Below are 16,804 nucleotides of genomic sequence, written 5' to 3' on the forward strand. Positions count from 1 at the left end.
GTTTGAATTCGGCGGTGTAGGTGTTTCTGGTCGTCATGGGGTTGCCTCCTATGGTGAGGCTTAACTCCACCGACTCAAAACTGGCTCAATCCCAGATTGGATCTTCGTTTTTTTTGGTGACCCGAGATTCAGCGATGAAATGCGCAAAAAATTCATACACCTTTCTGAAAATACAAATTCTGAGAACGTGAAACGAATTTTGAGAGATGTTAATTTATCCGATACCTGAATCTTGCGTTCATTGCGAGGAGAGCATCTCGAAGCTCTTCCTCTCGGCGCTCCCTTTGCCACTTTGCCTCAACTGACTCCTACATGGCGCTGTCACGCTGAGGCAAATCACTCTGGCGGATTCTCTCCCCATTCTTCGGGAATATGCGTTCTGGCTGAGGTCAGGCTACGCCCCGTACACTCGCTGCATGCTTCCCGCCGACCTTGAAGCCATGTGGCAGCGCTACCGAGAAGAGGAACAACGCGGCGTCCGGACGGAAGCGCTTCGCCTGCTCGACCGCTTTTTACACGCATTTCCGACTCAAGCTCTTTCCTTCCAGCGGGCATGGGTGAGGCAGACCATGGCCAGTATCGTCGACGAGGGCGACAACGTTCCGGTTCGCTTTCCGCTCTTCCGTCGCGTGCTCCTCCCCATTCTGGTTGAAGGGGTCAACACCCATCAACCGGGGTGTGCCCGTTGGCTCGCTGCCTTCGGGTCCATGCTCGTTTCCTCGCGGCCCACGGGGCTGTCCCCCGAACTCGAATCGCACGCAGGGCTCCTGCGCGAAGCCGTTCGGCTTGACCCCAGCGATCAGCGATCGCTGGAGCAACTCCTCGCCTGCGACGCGGAGTATTTCGCGTACACGCTGCACGAGTTGCCCACAGGTGTCCTCTCTGGACTCCATGGCGCGACCCGTGAGCAATGTGACGTGCTCCTCGATCGACTCGAGGAGTTCGAAACGCACCTGCACCGCAGTGAACAAGCAGCCAAATATCAGGAGTTGGTCAACGAAGGCCGCTTTCACTACCGAGCGTACCGTCAGTACCTCATGACTCGCCCCGAAGGGATGTCCTACGCCCGGTATCTCCAGTCGTACTCCCCTGACACTGAAGTGGAAAGCTGATCCCCATGTCTCACGGCGCCGAGTTTCTGGTGCCTGGTTCGGAGCTGAATCTATTGGGCTGTCCACTTGGGTCTGTTACACACGGTAGCTGGTCATCGACTTCATCAGGACCAACTCGTTGTACCGCGGACTGAAATCCAGATGCAGAGAGTCGATCGTCCCCTCCTGACCAAACACAACCAGTACCGATGTCCCACCCTTCAGGGTCAGCACGCCCTTGCTTTCATCGGTATATACGATTGATCGAAATCCAACCTCCATCGATTCTAATCCCTTCTCGACTTCCAGCAAAGACGCTTGGGCCAGCCAGTCCAGCCAAACTATATTGAGCACCTTTGTCCAGGCTTGTTCCGGAGCCCACTGATAGAACCTCACCTTGACACGCACGAGAAGCGACGAGGTCTCATCGAAGAACATCTCTAGGCCGTCGCCCCCGAGACTGCCGTCCTCGTTTCGCCATAGGTCCTGATCGCATAACTGCGTTTCAATCTCATCCCGTGTGGTCTGCATTCGGAAAGGACCAATCTTTCCGTTCTTTAGACTGATCGCGAATTGCTCGACGGATGCCGCTGTTTTCAAAGTATTCTCCCCAGCCAACCCATACCTTGCCCGAGCTTCACAGATGTGCCGTGGTGAACTCCTGCCGTAGGGCATGAAGGATCGCGTGCACCTCGAAAAAGAGGAACGAGCTCAGCGCACTTCCCAAGGTCGGTACGGCCCCCACCCACAAACTCACGCACGCTCGCATCCTCCTCAAGGCCGACCAGAATGACCAGCCCCAACACGACAAGCTCATCGCTAGTGAGGACGGGCGCTGGAGTGGGCATTCACGGCAAAGGCGGCAAGGAAGAAACGGCGTCGCCTTTACCCTAAACCGTGACAGACCAAAGTTGACCGCCTACCAAGAAGTCATTCCACGGCCATCAGTGGCCCGCTATTCACCTTCTTGCCAATACAGCTGGCAGATCACGACGAAAGTACAACTGTGGCGTGTCCCTCATCTCACTTGGGAGCCGACGCAACATCTCCGTCGTGAGCGGCCTGCCTGCCTGTGTCAGTTGCTGCTCTACCCACGAGATGAGCTCAGGCAAGACCGTGTCCTGCACATAGATACGAGCATCATGAGCAATGATTTTCGGGACTGCGCCAGCCCTCACATACAGCCGATCAAAAGGAATGTCTTTGCGAGCCAACCAGATTTCGCACGAGAAGAAGATGTTGCCTCCGTGGATCAGATGCGTCCTGACCACGTACGGCAATCCTTCTAGCGCAGATTGCAGGGTGGAAGTCGTCAGCACGTACCTCTGGTGCTTCCCGATTTTGTTCCGATCTGAAACGAATCCAGAACGCCTGACATCGTCCATGCCTTGCAGTGTGCATCATGGATACGTCAGACAGTCCCAGTCATCTTCCTACCGTTCTAAAGTGCCTGTGTAAAAATGTACGGCTCCATTTGGAGTTCAGGGGACATGTGATCGGGCAAGCTCCGTAGTCCTGACGGCGAACCACTGTGCGTCCGCCAAGGATCCGCCTGGGGGCGCTGTTGTTCATTGGTGGCGCGCCGGGCGGCAGCGTCGTGAGACCGAACCATCATTGCTGACACGCGGCCTGGTGCAAAGGCTGGAGCCCGTGCTCGAGATGGCCACTGCTGAGCGGCTGGCATCGAATGGAGACGCACCGCATCGATCGTGCACGAGCTGCGTGGGCTCCAAGCCAGATTCTAAAGCAGTGCCTCTCCCGTGCTGGACGTAGACAAGGACTTATTCGAGCGCGCGCCAGCGATCGACGACATCGGCGGCCACCACATCGCCCCAACCGTGCCACTTGCTGAAAGAACTCACCAGGAAAGGAGTGAGGTCTGGAAGGGCGATCTGGTCGGCCTGCAGCATTTGAAAGGCGGCGAGCAGATGCCGCTTGGACCCATCTGTGGTGGCGCCGTACAGATCGCAATACCCAATTTCCAGGACCTCTTCACACAGACGGGAAAAGGCAACAGTGCGCTGAGGACCAACGACCTGGGCCACCTCAGCCGGGAGCGCGCACCCCATCGTTCTGGCCAGCAGCGGCGCGTGTTGTTCCCACCACATGATGTTGTCGGCTGACCCCAGGGCAAAAAGGTACTCGATCAGCTCGTCAATCGCGGGATGCTCAATGCCATGAACCGAGGCGTAGCGCCGCACACAGACGGCCCCCACAGCCGCCCGGGCACGAATCGAAAGCGCATCAACGCTGCCGGGCTGGGATGGCGGTGGACCTTCGGAGGCGTGCATGCCCTCAGATTACGCGGCGCAACATCTGGTCCCAACTCAACCCGGCATCGGGGCCGCCAGACTTGAGCTGCTGGGTTGAATTGACCAGGATGAGGCCAACGCCAGCCTTGTCCGACTGTCTGCCCCCTATGCGCCGTGCAGATGGGTAAGTTCATCCCGGTCAGACGTGGCAGACTCCAGGAAATGAAATCCAAGCGCGCCCGCCTGGCCCTGCCCCTGCTCGCCGCAACTCTGCTGCTGGCCGGCTGCCGATCGGTCCCCGACGTCACCCAGGTCCCGGTACCTGACGGCCCCACCGTCTTCCACGGCACCTACATCGGCACCCTCACCGAAGCCCTGGAAATCATCGCCGCCGCCCCCAGTGCGGACGCCACCCAGCTATACGCCGCGGCCCGCACTTCCGAGCACACCACCCTGCTGGTTCTTGACCGCTCCACTGGACGTGAGCTGCGCCGGGTGAAGGTGCCTGTGGCCGAGCCCCGGGACCTTGTGACGCGCGCAGACGGCACGCTGGTGCTGGCTGGGCGGAAAGCGAGCGCCACGCTGGATCCGGGCACCCTGGGCGTCCTGACCCGCCTGCCCGGCGCCCAGCGCATCAGCGCCGACGGCGAGCGGCTGCTGATCCAGCGGGCGGATGACCGGGTGGGGCGGATCCAGACCCGTGACGGCAGCACGGTGCCGACGACCGCGCTGACGCTGGCCTGGGGGTTCGGGGTGGAGAACGTGAGCCGCGACCTGGAATGGGTTGCCACCGAGGACGGAAACGCCGTGATCAACCTGTCGACCGGGGTACAGATCGACACCGCCTCTGGACATCTGAACCCATGCCCGGCGCCCTCCACCTCAATCCCCAGGATCACCGCCCTCGCGGCCTCTGCGGAGGGGTTCGTGCTGGGGCGCCAAGACAACACCCTGGAATGGCGCAACCCGGACGGCAGCCTGAGAGACGCCCGCTGGCTGGGTCCGGCCTGCGACCTGCTGAGTGCGCCCGACTGGGTGCTCGCCCTTCAGGGCACGCAGGTGGGCTACCAGCGGTCCACCGGCAACCGCGACATGCCTGGCGAGGTCGCCATCGGGCGCTGGGTCCCCGGCGGGGAACCGCAGGTCATCGCGCGGACCACCGAGACCACCACACTGCCCTTTGCCAGTACCTTCGCCCTGGGAGCGCCTGAGGCCTACCTGCAACGGATCAAGCTCCCGGCCCGGGGACTGCGGCTGGGCGGGCGCTGGGAACAGGCCTATGAGCCGCCGCGCTTCCCAGTGACGACTCAGGTGACGGCAAGCTACAGAGACGAGCAGCAGTACGGCGTCCAGGGCACGCTGAAGGCGCTGGACCTGACCTACGCGGTGGTGGGCACCGGCAGCAACTCAGGGGGGGCGGGGAGCATCGTGTTCACCCAGGCGATCTGCGGCATCCCACCGTTCGCCCCCAACTGCCCCAGCACGAAGTGGGAGGCCGATCTGTTCCAGGGGGGACAGAAAGTTGGCCGCCTGTTCGGCAATGACCAGGACCCCAACCGCACTGGGCCAGGACGGGCAGTGCAGGAGGGCCAGCTGCTGGTCTCGCTGGACGGGGAGTACCGCAGCTTCGGCTTCCAGCTCACGCCCAGTGCCGGGCCCAAGTAAGGGGTTTTCTGGGCATTCTGAAAAAAGAGGCCAGGCTGCCCGGTGCAAAAGCTGGAGCCCGTGTTGAACACGTGAATTTGAGGACAGGCTGGGTTGATTTCGATATGGGGGCTGGCCAGGCTGCAGCTGGAGATCGGATTACTATTTAGGAGTAAATACGGATGGAATGAACGTTCAACAAGATACACAGTACATTTTTCATACACCTAGTATTACCCCACTTTCAGTATTCGATAGGATTACTAGATTCGGTAAGACGCCTATAGGGCGTTAGGAGAGACAGTAATGTTGAGATATGTTCGTATTCCTAGTGCAGTAGAGGAAGGAGAGTCTTTAGACTATATAGAATATGTCGGGACATATCCATCGCGCCAAGTGAGAGTAGTTTTCTCGGATTCGACATCTGATAGCAATTCTATTGCTTTCATGCATAACTCCTCATATAATGTTCATCTACTTACTGACGCACAGCTCGATTATAAAGTTGCTGATGACATAGAATTAATAAGCGAGCAGATTTTTGATGAAATTTGGATTCAATCGTTTGACTATTTACAATTTAATCCCCCTCGAGAACCTATGACACAATATCGTTAATGGTCTGATTCAGAGGAATGTTGGGAGTTGGCGGCAGCCAAGTAAGGCAGGCAGAAACGGTGAAGGCTCTCCAGGCTGACTACCCGTCAAAACTCTTCTAAAAGCTTCTCAGACATGACTGCGTCCCTCTTCAACGTGGCCTAAAATGACTGTCGCATGCTGGCTGATTCCAATAGGATGGAGTTCGCGTTCGAGTGAATCAGGAGGGGGCCCCGCATCACCGCTTACGTCCTTCAAAAACGAACTGTGAACACGTTGTACCAGGCGTTGACGTCCCGCTCTTTCGTCGCTGATCGGCGCAGGGCCAGACTGCACCGAACGTTTTCTCTCGGTGCAGATGTCATCTGGGTCCACACGGCCAAACAAGGTGCCGACAACCGAATTCTGGCGACCTGGGTCTATTTGGGCATCCACATTGAAGCTGTCGAACGCGTTTTGGAAAGGTGGCACCCTGTTCCAGGAGCGAGAGAGGCACTTTCCCCGGTGCTGACAACAACGCTCCACAACCTTGCACCCGCAGTCACCCCGAAAGTTTGGTTGACGGACACCAACAGTGAACACGATGTGGAACAGCAGATTGCTTCGCTGATCGAAAGTGTCCTCACCCGGGGACTCCCGTTTCTTGAGCAGTTTCACGACTTGAACACGCTCTTGAATACATTGCTGGACAAGTCGGCACACAGTCTTGCTCTGGCAGGCGGACGAGACGCCTGGGCCATGAAGGTGTTAGTGCTGTGGTTTCTCTTGGGAAAAGCAAAAGACCCAGTGGCAACTGCTCAGGTGGTCTCTGAATGTCGTCAGCTGTTCGCTGGCGACGACTCAGGATTGGTCACCTTTGAAACTCGCCTCGCGCAACTGACGAAGGAGAGCGTTTCCTGACGATCCTCCAGAATGAGGCATAAGGGTTGCTAAGGTCCGCCAAGACGATGGGGATGGATGCAGCAGTACGTCTTGTAGATAATCAAGGCCCTGACGAAACACGGACACCGCACGGTGTCCGTGCTTTTTATAGGTGACGCCCACGGTGGCAGCTCTCAGTTCGCCTGTGAGGCAGGCCCAGATAAATGCGACGCTGACAACGGTGAGTAGAGTAGATACCCGCTGTGCTTGCGTCAAACCGGTGTCCTCCAGGTTGAAGCCTCTGGTTTTGGGAGCGGCGTGCAGATTTTCCGCTTGCCAGCGCTGAGCGTACCGTCTGAGATTTGACCCTACATGACCTCGGTACGCCAGGTAGAGCACCTCACCCGTCGCGTTCGTCGTGGCAGCCACCCGAAGATGAACACCATAGATCAGCGTCTGGCGGTGCCACCCCCGAACTTCTCCTGGCTGGAGCTTCTTGAAGACAGCCCACACGGGCATACCATGGCCAATGGTGGCCCGTGCGGGCAAACGAATGCACGGAGCAATGTTGTGCCGGTCGAGGAACCCAAACCAGTGCTCACCAATAAATTCTCGGTCTGCCAACAGGCACCGCACCTGACATTCGGGACAGGCGGTGAGGAAGCGCTCAACAAGCGCTTCCCGGGTGCGCTGATCACTCGCGCCGCTATGTGGGAGCAGCGTCCACATCAACGGGAGACTGAAGCCCTTCCAGACTGCGGAGAGCAGGAGGATATTGATATCGTGCTTGCCAAACTTCCAATTCGTTCGGTCCAGGATCAGGTCCACTGGACCATCAGGGAGAAAGGTCCGTGCGAATGGGCTGGCCCCAAAAGTTGGACGGTTTTGAGTAGAGACTCGGCTCAGGTCAAGGTTACAACATCGGCTTTCCCTGCTCGCCCAGGGGACGGGCTGACGGGCACCTTTGCGGTGTTGTCTCCGCAAAGGTGGGTGGCAGGCCGCCCCCTGGCCCGTTCGGCGAACTCGTCTGGGGTTCGGTAGCCGAGTGACGAGTGTGGTCTGCGGGCGTTGTAGAACGCCCGCCAATCATCGAGCAGCACTTGGGCGTGTTTGGCGGAGTAGAAGACTTCCTGATTGAGGCATTCTGCGCGCAGGCGGGCATGGAAGCTCTCGGCAAAGCCGTTCTGCCACGGTTTGCCCGGTTCGATGAACCGGGTGCCGATATCCTGCACGGCGAGCCAGATCCCGAGATCCCGGGCAATAAATTCCGAACCGTTGTCGCTGCGAAGAAAGGCTGGGGGACCACGCCTTGCAATCACGTTCCGGAGCACGTCCTTCACCTCCAAGGAGGTAAAGGACGTCGCCACCTGCAAGGTCAGAGACTGCCGGGTGAATTCGTCGGTCAGGGTCAGGATTTTCAGGGTGCCTCCTTCCAGGGTCTGATCGAAGACGAAATCGTAGGTCCAGACGTGATTGGCGTACTCCGCCTGCATGGGAACGGACGCCCCAGTCCGGATTTTCCGGGACGATTTGGGTTTGACGGTCAGTCCCTCTTCGCGCCAGAGTCGCCGAACGCGCTTCTTGTTGATGGTGACCCCTGCTCGAACGAGCAGGGCGTGGATGAAACGGTAACCCCGCCGGGGATACTGCCGGGCCAGGTCATGGATGCGCTGCCGGAGTTCACTGTCCTGGCGCGGTTGTGGGCGGTAATGCCACGAGGATTTGGACAGGCCCACCAGAACACAAGCCCGTTCGGGCTTGATCTGCGCCGCGACCAACTCCCTGACCGAGGCGCGTTTCTGAGTGGGCGTTAGCGCTTTTTTTCAATGACGTCCTTCATCGCATCAATCTCCAGACGCTGCTGGCCGACAATCCGCAGCAGGCGGGCGTTTTCCTTCTCCAGTCGACGAAGCCTGCGGGCTTCGTCGGCGTTGGTATCGCCATATTTCTTCTTCCAGGCGTAGTACGACGCGGGGCTGCATCCAAAGTCGCGGCAGAGGTCTTCGACAGACCTCTCGCCTTTTTTGCCGTCCTGCAGGAGTTTGATGATCTGGTCTTCGGTGAACTGACGGATTTTCATGACTGGGCCTCGCTTTCCAGCTTAGGGCTGGGACCGAGTCTTCGTCTCTACTCAATGACCGTCCAGTTTTCGGGGGGCAGACCACGAAGCGAGCGAACATCGCCTCTGGAATAGTGAACTGCATAAAACGGAGCAGCCGCTGATACCGAATGGCTGTATGTGGTGCGCGACAACCAAACCAATCAAATTCTCCAAGTGAGCAAACGCGGTGATCCTAACTGGGTACCCGATCCCACTATAACAAACCCCTATAAGCCATGAGGAGTAATGAGTATGTTTGAAAGTCTGGGTATTGATCGCTATGGTCTGAGAGTTTTCAATGCTAAAGAAGCTACGATTGTTATATATGGATTGAAAGATATGGGAATTGAGATAATTGGAGTCGACGCTTTCAGGATCACACCAAACACCACACAACCTATCATGGAACATGATCTCGATTTGTCGTTTCAACGCGGAAATTCATGGGAAATTGCTCATGAATACGTTGCCAGCAAAGAAAATCTTGGGCTGTACTTTGAATTCGTTTTGGCAGATTAGTGACGATACTCAACAAATGCGAATAGGGCCTGACTTGAGCACTCTGTTTGGAGCGTGAGTTCGGTAGGGAGAAAACAGGGTGTTGGACGAATAAAAAGAGGGACGATATCAAGACGTATCGTCCCTGCTCTCAGCAACTGACACCTTTCGACAAATGGCGTCCTAGACGCGGTTCGGCATAACGAAGGCAGTATCTGGGTCTGTGACGAACCGAGATACCGCCCGCCTGCATGTTGACACGCTGGCGACCCACCTGCACACCTCCCCGCCGCATCGCTGTCTGGACGCCCTTCGACGTCTTGCTGAGATACTCCTGGCGCTGATCCAAGTTCCTGGGGAATGCCTGGGTGGGAACCACCTTGCCAGTCCATGACCGCCTGGGGGCATTCGGGGCGGGTGAGGCCGTGCTCTCACTCGCGTACCTGGCGGCGGCAGCGGCGCGGGGCATCAGCGAGCCGCCAGCGGTGGCTGGACGGTGGTGGACCTACACGAATGCCAACGCGATTCTGGACACCGCCCTGCGGCGTTTCCAGCAGCGGGGCGCTCCAGTGCTTGGTTCATTGCCTCTGGAGGTGCTGGGAAAGGCATTTGACCAGTGGGAGAAGGCGGGTTCGATGGTCACGTTCAAGGCCGAATATTTCCCTCCGGCGCCACAGGCGTAGCGCAGGTGGCGGAGCGGCTTGACTTCATCGAATCCAATAGTCGATAATCCGACTCTATGCCACCGCGCCCCCAAGTGAACACCAGGGCCCTCCAGGTCATGGCAGTGCTGTACCACGATCTGGATGGGCACCATTACGCCCTCAGTCTCAGTCAGGCCACCAGGATTGGCAACGGCACCCTCTTTCCTATCCTCGACAAACTCGAAGACCTCGGCCTGATCACGGCCGAGTGGGAGGCCGCCAACCCGCGGGGCCGCCGTCCACGACGGTTTTACACTCTGACCCCCGAAGGCATCACGCACTTTGAAACCGTCCGCGCCCAACTCTTCAGCCCTCAAGGAGGCACCCCAATCCATGTCTGACCCTCACCCTGACCGTCTCGAACGCCTGATCATGACTGCTGCCCGGCATCTGCCCCACCGCGCTGACACGCGGGAACGTGAATGGCTCTCCTTGTACGACGAGTGCACCACACGGGCCGAGCAGGTCCAGCTGACCGCGACCTGCCTCCTGCTCGCTTCCGGTGGACTTCTTCGTGGAGGAGCCTTGAAGCTTGCACGTGGGTTTTTGTTGCTCACCCTCCTTGCCATCCCGGGCAACTTTGGCAAACTCCTGATGGACGCTGGCCCGGCGTTGGCCCTGGGCATCGTGATCCTGATGCTGCTGCCCAGTCTGCAGCGGCGGTCGTTTGACGCGCCCTGGTATCCCGCGCTCACCTGGCCGGCCTGGATCTGGCGTGTCTCAGCGGCTGCCTGGGTGCTGCTCTTGCTCAGCGGCGCGCTGGTGTCCCATGACCTCCTACTCACTTTGGTACTCACCGGTGTGATGCTGCTTCTGTACGGTGAAGACCTCAATCAGGTGACTGGACGCCGCACGGCACGGTGAACTGCAACGAAGCCTGAATCCCTCTGCGTCGGGTCCTCTCGGTCACCCGTCCCTGCTTTACCGCTGGACAGTGACTTTCTCTTCCGGTGATTGGAAGACCCTCCGAACTCCTGGTCTTAGCGCGGCAGGGGTGCGGGCTGGTCTTCACGCACCACCCGGCCATCAGGGGTGTCAAGCAGATTCAGGAGGGCCGTCAGGGCCGCCGTGGGCGCGGGTGTCTGGGCCGGATTGACCCGGCGGTGCACCAACGCGGCACTCTGAACGAGTTCATCGTCCAGTTCCTGCTGTTGTCTCGCGGCATCGTCCATCAGCTCACCTCCAAGGAGTTCTGCATTATTGCAGGTACAGCGTGGCAGATCGTCCGGCCTCCCGCAATCGGGCCGACAGGGGCGTCGATGGAGCGTACAACGTCCCGAACGACACCTCCGTGTTCAACACGGGGATCAGCAGGCGCGTGCCTTCCAGGGTCACCGGGTCCGCCACAGCCAGTTGCAGGCCCAGCATGACTTCCCGCTCGCCGGTCTCCCCATGGGAGTGCAGGAAACGCTCTGAAGCGTCCACGTTCAGCGTCAGCGCGTCGTAGGGCTGATACTTGCTGTTCTGCGCGCAGTAGAGCCGAAAGGAGAGCGGCGTGTTCGGGAGCACGGCCAGGAACAGCACCGCACGGGCCAGCGCCGCGTAGGAGGCCACGTCCGTCACAGCAGCCGGGAAGAAGTCTGGCAGCTGCTCCACGTCCGCCCCCCGGTCCCTCAGTTCCGCTCGGATGGCGCGGGCCACTGCATTCAGATGCGGCTGCTCTGCGGGCGTGAGGTGTTTGGCGACGTGCCGGTCGAGATCCCCCCAGTACGCGCCCAGCTCGCCTGGAGGGACGGTCGCGCACGCGTCGAGCAGGCTGCGCGGCACGCTGCGGTCCAGGCGGGTTTCACTGGGCAGTCGCCCCAGCAACGTGCGTTTCTCGAAGGTGAGCAGCAGCGTTGAGGCTAGGTTGATGCGTGGCCGGGCTGGGTGGTACAGGTCGGCCATGACGCTCACGGGCGGTTGCGGCTGCCCCATCCCGCCGTGCGCGAGGGTCGCCAGGTGCCAGGCCTTCCAGAACGTCAGGTCCGGGTAGTGCCGCCGCCACGCGCCCAGGCGATTGCGGACGCTGAGGTGCCGTGCGGCCGTCACAGGTACCGCTCCAGTGACGTGCGGCTGAAGGCGCGCCAGAGTGGATACGTCTCGGTATACGATTCCGCCAGCGCCCACGCCACGCGCCGGAATTGGAAGGTCCAGGCTTTGGAGACCACCACCTCTTCCATTTCGTTTTTGTCGTTGCGCTTCATGTACGTCTCGGCGGGAATGGAGCGGCGATCAATCGGGCCAACGGCCGAAAACGGCCGCCGGGTCTTTTTCCAGTACGCATCGGTGGTTTCCACGGTGCTGGCGTACTGCTCGGCGTCAGCGTCCCAGACGGCGAGCACGGCGTACAGACGTTTGGCGGAGAGGCCCGCATGGTCCTGCGGATCGAAGCGCCGGGCGTCCGATTGCGTGACTTGCACGTCGACCGGCTGGCCCAGCTGGACTCGGGCCTGGAGGGCCTCTTGCAGCGCCCGCTGGTACTGCTCCTGATCCGGGTGATCCTGCGGGTCAACCAGGCGCGGCCACTTGTGTTCGAAGCCTGCAGCGCCGCGCAGTAGCGCATTCAGGAGAAGGATGTCGCGTTCCGGCAGACGAGGGCCGGAGTCCAGCGCGCGGCTGCACAGGCGATGCACCTCGGCACGGTTCGGTTTGTACTCGAAGGCTGGATGACCGCGCAGGGCCGTCCAGCGGCGGCGGGCACGTTCCGGTTCCTCCTGCCATTCGCGGTGGTAGCACGCCAGCTGGTGCAGGTCACGGATGCGGTCAGACTCGGCGGGCTCGAGGTGCCAGGGGTTCGCGTCGTCCAACTCGCGCGTCAAGCGTTCCGGGACAGGCAGGTACGTGACGACCGCTTCGCGAACGATGGCGATCTGTTGCTCAGCGGAGAGGCTGCCCGTCAGACCCAATTTGTGGGCGAGCTGGATCCGCGAGGACCGCACCTGTTTGGCGTGGAGATCAAACTGGCCGATGTCGACGCTGTACAGGTCCTCCATGCATTTGCGGCCGATCTCGAAGGTGCCCTGGGTGAGTCGGTCGCGGATGACAATCAGGGTTTTGGCTTTCTCGTCGGTGCCGCAGCCGGAGCAGCGTTGCGAGTCGGCGTAGACGCGGCGCTCGATGGCGTCGTAGTCCCCTTCGCGCAGGAGCTGCGCGTTGCTTTTCGCGTTGGCCTTGACCGTATGACTGAAGTTCAGGGGGAAATTTAAGGGCTCGGATGTGAGCGGATCAGGCACCTGGACAGTGTACCGAGCGTCCCCAAAACCAGTGTGGGGATTGGGCAGGGAGATTTGACCAAACTCTCCCTCCACGTCTTTCGAAGCTGTGATTCTGCGCGAAACTGGAACATCCTTACGCACAGACACTTTCGCTTGGGAGCGTTTCACCAGAGCTCTGCAACTGTCACTCGTGATTCAAATTTAGTCGATCTGGATGCTAACGGTCACAGAGCCAACACGATCAGTGCCCGTGTCGGCCTTGATGTACGTTTGAAAAGTGAAATAGGTTGCGTCGATATTGGTCCCGGTGCGTTTCGCCTCATTATCTGCCACCACCGTCACATACGCGTTGTCAGCCGTGAATGGAACCCCGTCCCAGCGCACCTGGACCCGGCCGTCGTCAAAGGACGCCACGACATTCGAGCCCAACATTTTGCTGGCCTCGTCCTTGGTCAACAGAATCAGCCTGGTGTCTTTGGGGAGGTTGATCAGTTCGACTTTGAGCTTGACGCGCATGCTCGCTCCAGGTGCGAGGACAACCGGGCGATCTGTTTCGGTAGCTGCTATGGGCGTGCCACTCTGATACGACGCTGGGCACAACCCAGAGCTGACGCAGTTTCCACAACTGCTCAGCACGGTAGAGAGACTGAAGAACAGACCGGCAGTCAACAGGAAACGCACGACGTCAGCATAAGACCTCATGGTTCAGTCGCGGCGGATTTTCAGCTCCCTGGTCCGCCCCACAGCCGCTCCTCGCTTTGTCGGTGGCCGTCTTCAGCATGCCTCCAGACGGTCTGTGTGGGGTGGCCTGCGCAGATTGGGAGACACACCCGGGCCAAAAGTGACACACTCCAGGAAATGAACTCCAAGCGCGCCCGCCTGGCCCTGCCGCTGCTCGCCGCAACCGTGCTGCTCGCCGGCTGCCGAGCGGTGCCCGACGTCACCCAGGTCCGGGTGCCGGACGGCCCCACCGTCTTCCATGGCAGCTACACCGGCACCCTCACCGAAGCCCTGCAGATCGTCGCTGCCGCCCCCAGCCCGGACGGCAGCCACCTCTACGCCGCCGCCCGCACCTCCAATCACACCACCCTGCTGGACCTGGACCCGGCCACCGGACGCGAGTTGCGCCGGGTGAACGTGCCCGTGCCCGATCCCCAGGACCTCGTGGTGCGGGCAGACGGCCTGCTGGTGCTGGCTGGCCGGAAGGCGAGCGCCACGCTGGACCCGGGCACCCTGAGCATCCTGACCCGCCTGCCCCGCGCCCAGCGCATCAGCGCCGACGGCGAGAGGCTGCTCGTCCAGCTAGAGGAAAACCGGGTGGGCCGGATCCGCACCCGCGACGGAAGTACCCTGCCGACGACTGCGCTGACGCTGGCCTGGGGGTTTGCGCTGGAGAACGTGAGCCGGGACCTGGAATGGACCGTCACCGAGGACGGGGACGCCGTGATCAACCTCTCCACCGGGGCCCGGATCGACACCTCTTCTGGACACCTGAATCCGTGCCCGACAACTCCCAGCTCTGGGATCGCTGCCCTGGCGGCTTCCGCGGAGGGCTTCATGCTGGGGCGCCCAGACCACACCCTGGAATGGCGCAACCCGGACGGCACTCTGCGGGACGTCCGCTGGCTGGGCGGGTCGTGCGGCTCGCTCAGCCAGCCCGACTGGGTGCTGGCCCTTCAGGGCACGCAGGTGAGTTACCAGCGGTCCACCGACAACCCGGACATGCCCGGCGAGGTCGCCATCGGGCGCTGGGTCCCGGGGGAGGAGCCGCAGGTCATCGCGCGGACCACCAAGACCAGCCGGCTGCGCTTTCGCGGCACCTTCGCCCTGGGCACGCCGGAGGCCTACCTGCAACTGATCGCACTCCCGGCCGAGGGGCTGCGGCTGGGTGGGCGCTGGGAACAGGCGTATGAGCCGCCGCGTTACCCGGTGACGACGCAGGTGACGGCGAGCTACAGAGACAAGCAGCGGTACGACATCCAGGGCACGTTGAATGCGCTGGGCCTGAGCTACGCGGTGGTGGGCATGGGCACCGGGAGCGCCTCAGCGGGGTCGGGGGACATCGTGTTCACCCAGGCGATCTGCGGCATTCCGCCGTTCGCCGGCAACTGCCCCAGCACAGAGTGGAAGGCCGATCTGCACTGGGATGGGAAGAAGGTGGGCAGCTTCTACGGCTTTGGCCAGGACCCCAACCGCAGCGGGCCAGGACGGACGCCGCAGGAGGGATCGCTGGGGTTCTCGCTGGACGGGGAGTACCGCAGCTTTGGCTTTCAGCTCGCGCCTGGCGCTGGGCCCAAGTAAGGGCTCTCCTGATGAGAACAGGCTGCTCGAGGCAAAGGCTAGAGTCGGTGCCGGATGCGGTCTCTCAGGAGCGAGGAGCGTCAGGATAGCTCCATGAATGAACAGCTCCCCACAGACGCGTTCCCAGACCCGCACGACTACCTTGTGGCCGCCCTCGACGTCATCGAGCGCGAAGCGGTGCGGGCGAACGCCGTGGACTGGCCGTCTGTCCGTGCGGGAGCCCAACAACTCGCCGCAGGCACCACCACCACCGCAGGGACGTACCCGGCCATCGAATTCGCGCTGCGCGCCTTACAGGACCAACACAGCTTCCTCAAGCGCCCGAATCAGCAGCACGGGGTGACGCCCGGGGGCTTTGGCCTCAAGTACATCCGGGGGACGGTCGCCCGCGTGTATCCCGGCAGCCCAGCCGCCCGGGCGGATTTCCAGGTCGGTGACCGCATCCTGGCCGTGAACGGCACGCCCGTTGGGGCAGGCCTCAACGAGGGGTTGCCCCGGCAGGGCGAGGCCACCGTCACCTCTCAGAGACGCGGTTCTCAGGAGATCCGGACGGCACACCTGCTCCGGGCGCCTTTCGGCCTCAACCGTCTTCCTCAGGGCCGCCTCCTGCACCCTGGCGTCGCCTGGCTGGACCTGCCCGACCACGGCGGTAATGGGACCCTTCCGGACGGGCGGCTCTACCAGGACGTGGTTCAGGGTCTGATCGCCGAACTGGGTGCGGCCGGCGCAGAGCAATGGATCGTCGATCTGCGTCTGAACGAGGGCGGGAACATGTATCCCATGCTGGCCGGCATCGGCCCCCTCGTGGGAGAAGGCCGCCTGGGCGCGTTCGTGCGGGATGACGCCTCCTGGGCGTGGGCCTATCACGCTGGGGCCGCTTCCGTCGACGGACACGTGAACTGCCGGGTCAGCGGGGAGCCACTGGCCCCGCTGGCTCCGGGGGTGCCGGTGGCGGTGCTGATCTCGCCGCTGACGGGAAGCAGCGGCGAGATCATGGCCATCTCGTTCAAGGGGCGCGCGGGGACGCGCTTTTTTGGGGAGCCGACCCAGGGGCTGACCAGCGCCAACAGTCCGTATCCTCTCGCGGACGGCGCGGAACTGTGGCTGGCGACGAGCTACGAGGCCGACCGAACGGGCCAGCTGTACACGGCGGAAGTTCATCCCGACGTGAACGTCGTCATGGAGTGGGAGAACTACCTGACGAAGGGGGATGCTGTGCTGCTGGCGGCGCTGGGCTGGCTGGGGGTGTCGCTGCATGGGGAGCGCCCTGACTTCGACTTCCAGCTCATCCCCGGCGCTGCAGCCCTGTAATGGTTGTGTTGCCTTAACTGGTTCGACGGCAGGCTGCGGGCAGGGATAGCCTGAAATTCAGGTCATCCCGGCGGCAACCGTTGACCACGTCTGAAACGCGTGTCTTTAATTTTGTCTTCTGGTCGTGGCGGAAACGCTGGTGCGGGTGTGATGGTGGAGGTTCTCGATCCGGGCATGCAAGTTCAGAAATTCCTGTGCGCGTTTCCGCCGCTTGAATCCCTGTTGTTGTCGCTCCTGACGTCGTGTG

General features: G+C 61.1%; 19 protein-coding genes and 1 pseudogene. 10 read left to right on the forward strand and 10 right to left on the reverse strand.

The features are described from left to right. The first annotated feature begins 416 nt into the window (after positions 1-416). Positions 417-1,112, forward strand: a complete 696-nt coding sequence (locus tag HNQ08_RS26315) for a hypothetical protein (protein WP_184138308.1) — start codon at positions 417-419, stop codon at positions 1,110-1,112. A 75-nt stretch (positions 1,113-1,187) separates the two neighbouring features. Here the strand turns inward: HNQ08_RS26315 and HNQ08_RS26320 are convergent, their stop codons facing one another. The 3 genes from HNQ08_RS26320 to HNQ08_RS26330 all read right to left on the reverse strand — a co-directional run bounded on the left by HNQ08_RS26320 (position 1,188) and on the right by HNQ08_RS26330 (position 3,382). Then, positions 1,188-1,691: a hypothetical protein gene (locus HNQ08_RS26320; RefSeq protein WP_184138310.1), complete on the reverse strand. Its 504-nt coding sequence runs from the start codon at positions 1,689-1,691 to the stop codon at positions 1,188-1,190. A 359-nt stretch (positions 1,692-2,050) separates the two neighbouring features. After that, positions 2,051-2,476: a hypothetical protein gene (locus tag HNQ08_RS26325; protein ID WP_184138312.1), complete on the reverse strand. Its 426-nt coding sequence runs from the start codon at positions 2,474-2,476 to the stop codon at positions 2,051-2,053. Positions 2,477-2,872: 396 nt separating this feature from the next. After that, complete coding sequence (locus tag HNQ08_RS26330) at positions 2,873-3,382, reverse strand: hypothetical protein (RefSeq protein ID WP_184138314.1); 510 nt, start codon at positions 3,380-3,382, stop codon at positions 2,873-2,875. A 183-nt stretch (positions 3,383-3,565) separates the two neighbouring features. Between HNQ08_RS26330 and HNQ08_RS26335 the strand changes: the two genes are divergently transcribed. Together HNQ08_RS26335 and HNQ08_RS26340 are read left to right on the forward strand one after the other, a co-directional pair. Further along, positions 3,566-5,008: a WD40 repeat domain-containing protein gene (locus tag HNQ08_RS26335; RefSeq protein WP_184138316.1), complete on the forward strand. Its 1,443-nt coding sequence runs from the start codon at positions 3,566-3,568 to the stop codon at positions 5,006-5,008. An 843-nt stretch (positions 5,009-5,851) separates the two neighbouring features. After that, complete coding sequence (locus HNQ08_RS26340) at positions 5,852-6,484, forward strand: hypothetical protein (RefSeq protein WP_184138319.1); 633 nt, start codon at positions 5,852-5,854, stop codon at positions 6,482-6,484. Between the two features lie 15 nt (positions 6,485-6,499). Here the strand turns inward: HNQ08_RS26340 and HNQ08_RS26345 are convergent. From HNQ08_RS26345 to HNQ08_RS26355, 3 genes and pseudogenes are all read right to left on the reverse strand, one after another. After that, positions 6,500-7,303: pseudogene (locus tag HNQ08_RS26345) on the reverse strand (IS4 family transposase); the annotation flags it as partial. Positions 7,304-7,347: 44 nt separating this feature from the next. Then, the gene (locus HNQ08_RS26350) at positions 7,348-8,223 is read right to left on the reverse strand and encodes an IS3 family transposase (RefSeq protein ID WP_184138321.1); all 876 of its coding nucleotides are present in this window, start codon (positions 8,221-8,223) and stop codon (positions 7,348-7,350) included. 32 nt (positions 8,224-8,255) lie between these two features. Beyond that, positions 8,256-8,525 (reverse strand): transposase, encoded by a 270-nt coding sequence (locus tag HNQ08_RS26355; protein WP_139404780.1) that lies wholly within the window; start codon positions 8,523-8,525, stop codon positions 8,256-8,258. A gap of 162 nt (positions 8,526-8,687) precedes the next feature. Here HNQ08_RS26355 and HNQ08_RS28385 point away from each other — a divergent pair, with 162 nt between their 5' ends. The 5 genes from HNQ08_RS28385 (at position 8,688) to HNQ08_RS26380 (ending at position 10,612) form a co-directional block, all read left to right on the forward strand. Further along, the gene (locus HNQ08_RS28385) at positions 8,688-8,786 is read left to right on the forward strand and encodes a hypothetical protein (RefSeq protein WP_184138323.1); all 99 of its coding nucleotides are present in this window, start codon (positions 8,688-8,690) and stop codon (positions 8,784-8,786) included. Positions 8,787-8,798: 12 nt separating this feature from the next. Continuing rightward, positions 8,799-9,065 carry a hypothetical protein gene (locus HNQ08_RS26365; RefSeq protein ID WP_184138325.1) on the forward strand — a complete coding sequence of 89 codons (267 nt, stop codon included), beginning with the start codon at positions 8,799-8,801 and terminating at the stop codon, positions 9,063-9,065. Between the two features lie 347 nt (positions 9,066-9,412). Then, positions 9,413-9,727, forward strand: a complete 315-nt coding sequence (locus HNQ08_RS26370; protein ID WP_184138327.1) for a hypothetical protein — start codon at positions 9,413-9,415, stop codon at positions 9,725-9,727. A 56-nt stretch (positions 9,728-9,783) separates the two neighbouring features. Continuing rightward, entirely contained in the window at positions 9,784-10,089 is a 306-nt protein-coding gene (locus HNQ08_RS26375; protein WP_184138329.1) for a PadR family transcriptional regulator, read from the forward strand. Next, complete coding sequence (locus HNQ08_RS26380; RefSeq protein ID WP_184138331.1) at positions 10,082-10,612, forward strand: hypothetical protein; 531 nt, start codon at positions 10,082-10,084, stop codon at positions 10,610-10,612. Before HNQ08_RS26375 ends, HNQ08_RS26380 begins: the two co-directional genes overlap by 8 nt. Positions 10,613-10,728: 116 nt before the next feature. Here HNQ08_RS26380 and HNQ08_RS26385 read toward each other — a convergent pair whose 3' ends face one another. The 4 genes from HNQ08_RS26385 to HNQ08_RS26400 form a co-directional block, all read right to left on the reverse strand. Next, positions 10,729-10,920 carry a signal transduction histidine kinase gene (locus HNQ08_RS26385; protein WP_184138333.1) on the reverse strand — a complete coding sequence of 64 codons (192 nt, stop codon included), beginning with the start codon at positions 10,918-10,920 and terminating at the stop codon, positions 10,729-10,731. 25 nt (positions 10,921-10,945) lie between these two features. Continuing rightward, a complete protein-coding gene (locus HNQ08_RS26390) occupies positions 10,946-11,779 on the reverse strand; it encodes a hypothetical protein (RefSeq protein ID WP_184138335.1) in 834 nt (277 codons plus the stop codon). Then, positions 11,776-12,963, reverse strand: coding sequence for a hypothetical protein (locus tag HNQ08_RS26395; protein ID WP_184138337.1), 1,188 nt, complete (start codon positions 12,961-12,963; stop codon positions 11,776-11,778). Before HNQ08_RS26395 ends, HNQ08_RS26390 begins: the two co-directional genes overlap by 4 nt. 183 nt (positions 12,964-13,146) lie before the next feature. Next, a complete protein-coding gene (locus HNQ08_RS26400) occupies positions 13,147-13,461 on the reverse strand; it encodes a hypothetical protein (protein WP_184138339.1) in 315 nt (104 codons plus the stop codon). Positions 13,462-13,803: 342 nt separating this feature from the next. On the opposite strand from HNQ08_RS26400, the gene HNQ08_RS26405 reads away from it, so the two are divergent. Together HNQ08_RS26405 and HNQ08_RS26410 are read left to right on the forward strand one after the other, a co-directional pair. Then, positions 13,804-15,246 carry a YncE family protein gene (locus tag HNQ08_RS26405; protein WP_184138341.1) on the forward strand — a complete coding sequence of 481 codons (1,443 nt, stop codon included), beginning with the start codon at positions 13,804-13,806 and terminating at the stop codon, positions 15,244-15,246. Between the two features lie 93 nt (positions 15,247-15,339). Continuing rightward, complete coding sequence (locus HNQ08_RS26410; RefSeq protein ID WP_184138343.1) at positions 15,340-16,557, forward strand: S41 family peptidase; 1,218 nt, start codon at positions 15,340-15,342, stop codon at positions 16,555-16,557. The last annotated feature ends 247 nt before the right edge of the window (positions 16,558-16,804 follow it).

The organism is Deinococcus humi (genome assembly GCF_014201875.1).
GTDB lineage: Bacteria > Deinococcota > Deinococci > Deinococcales > Deinococcaceae > Deinococcus > Deinococcus humi.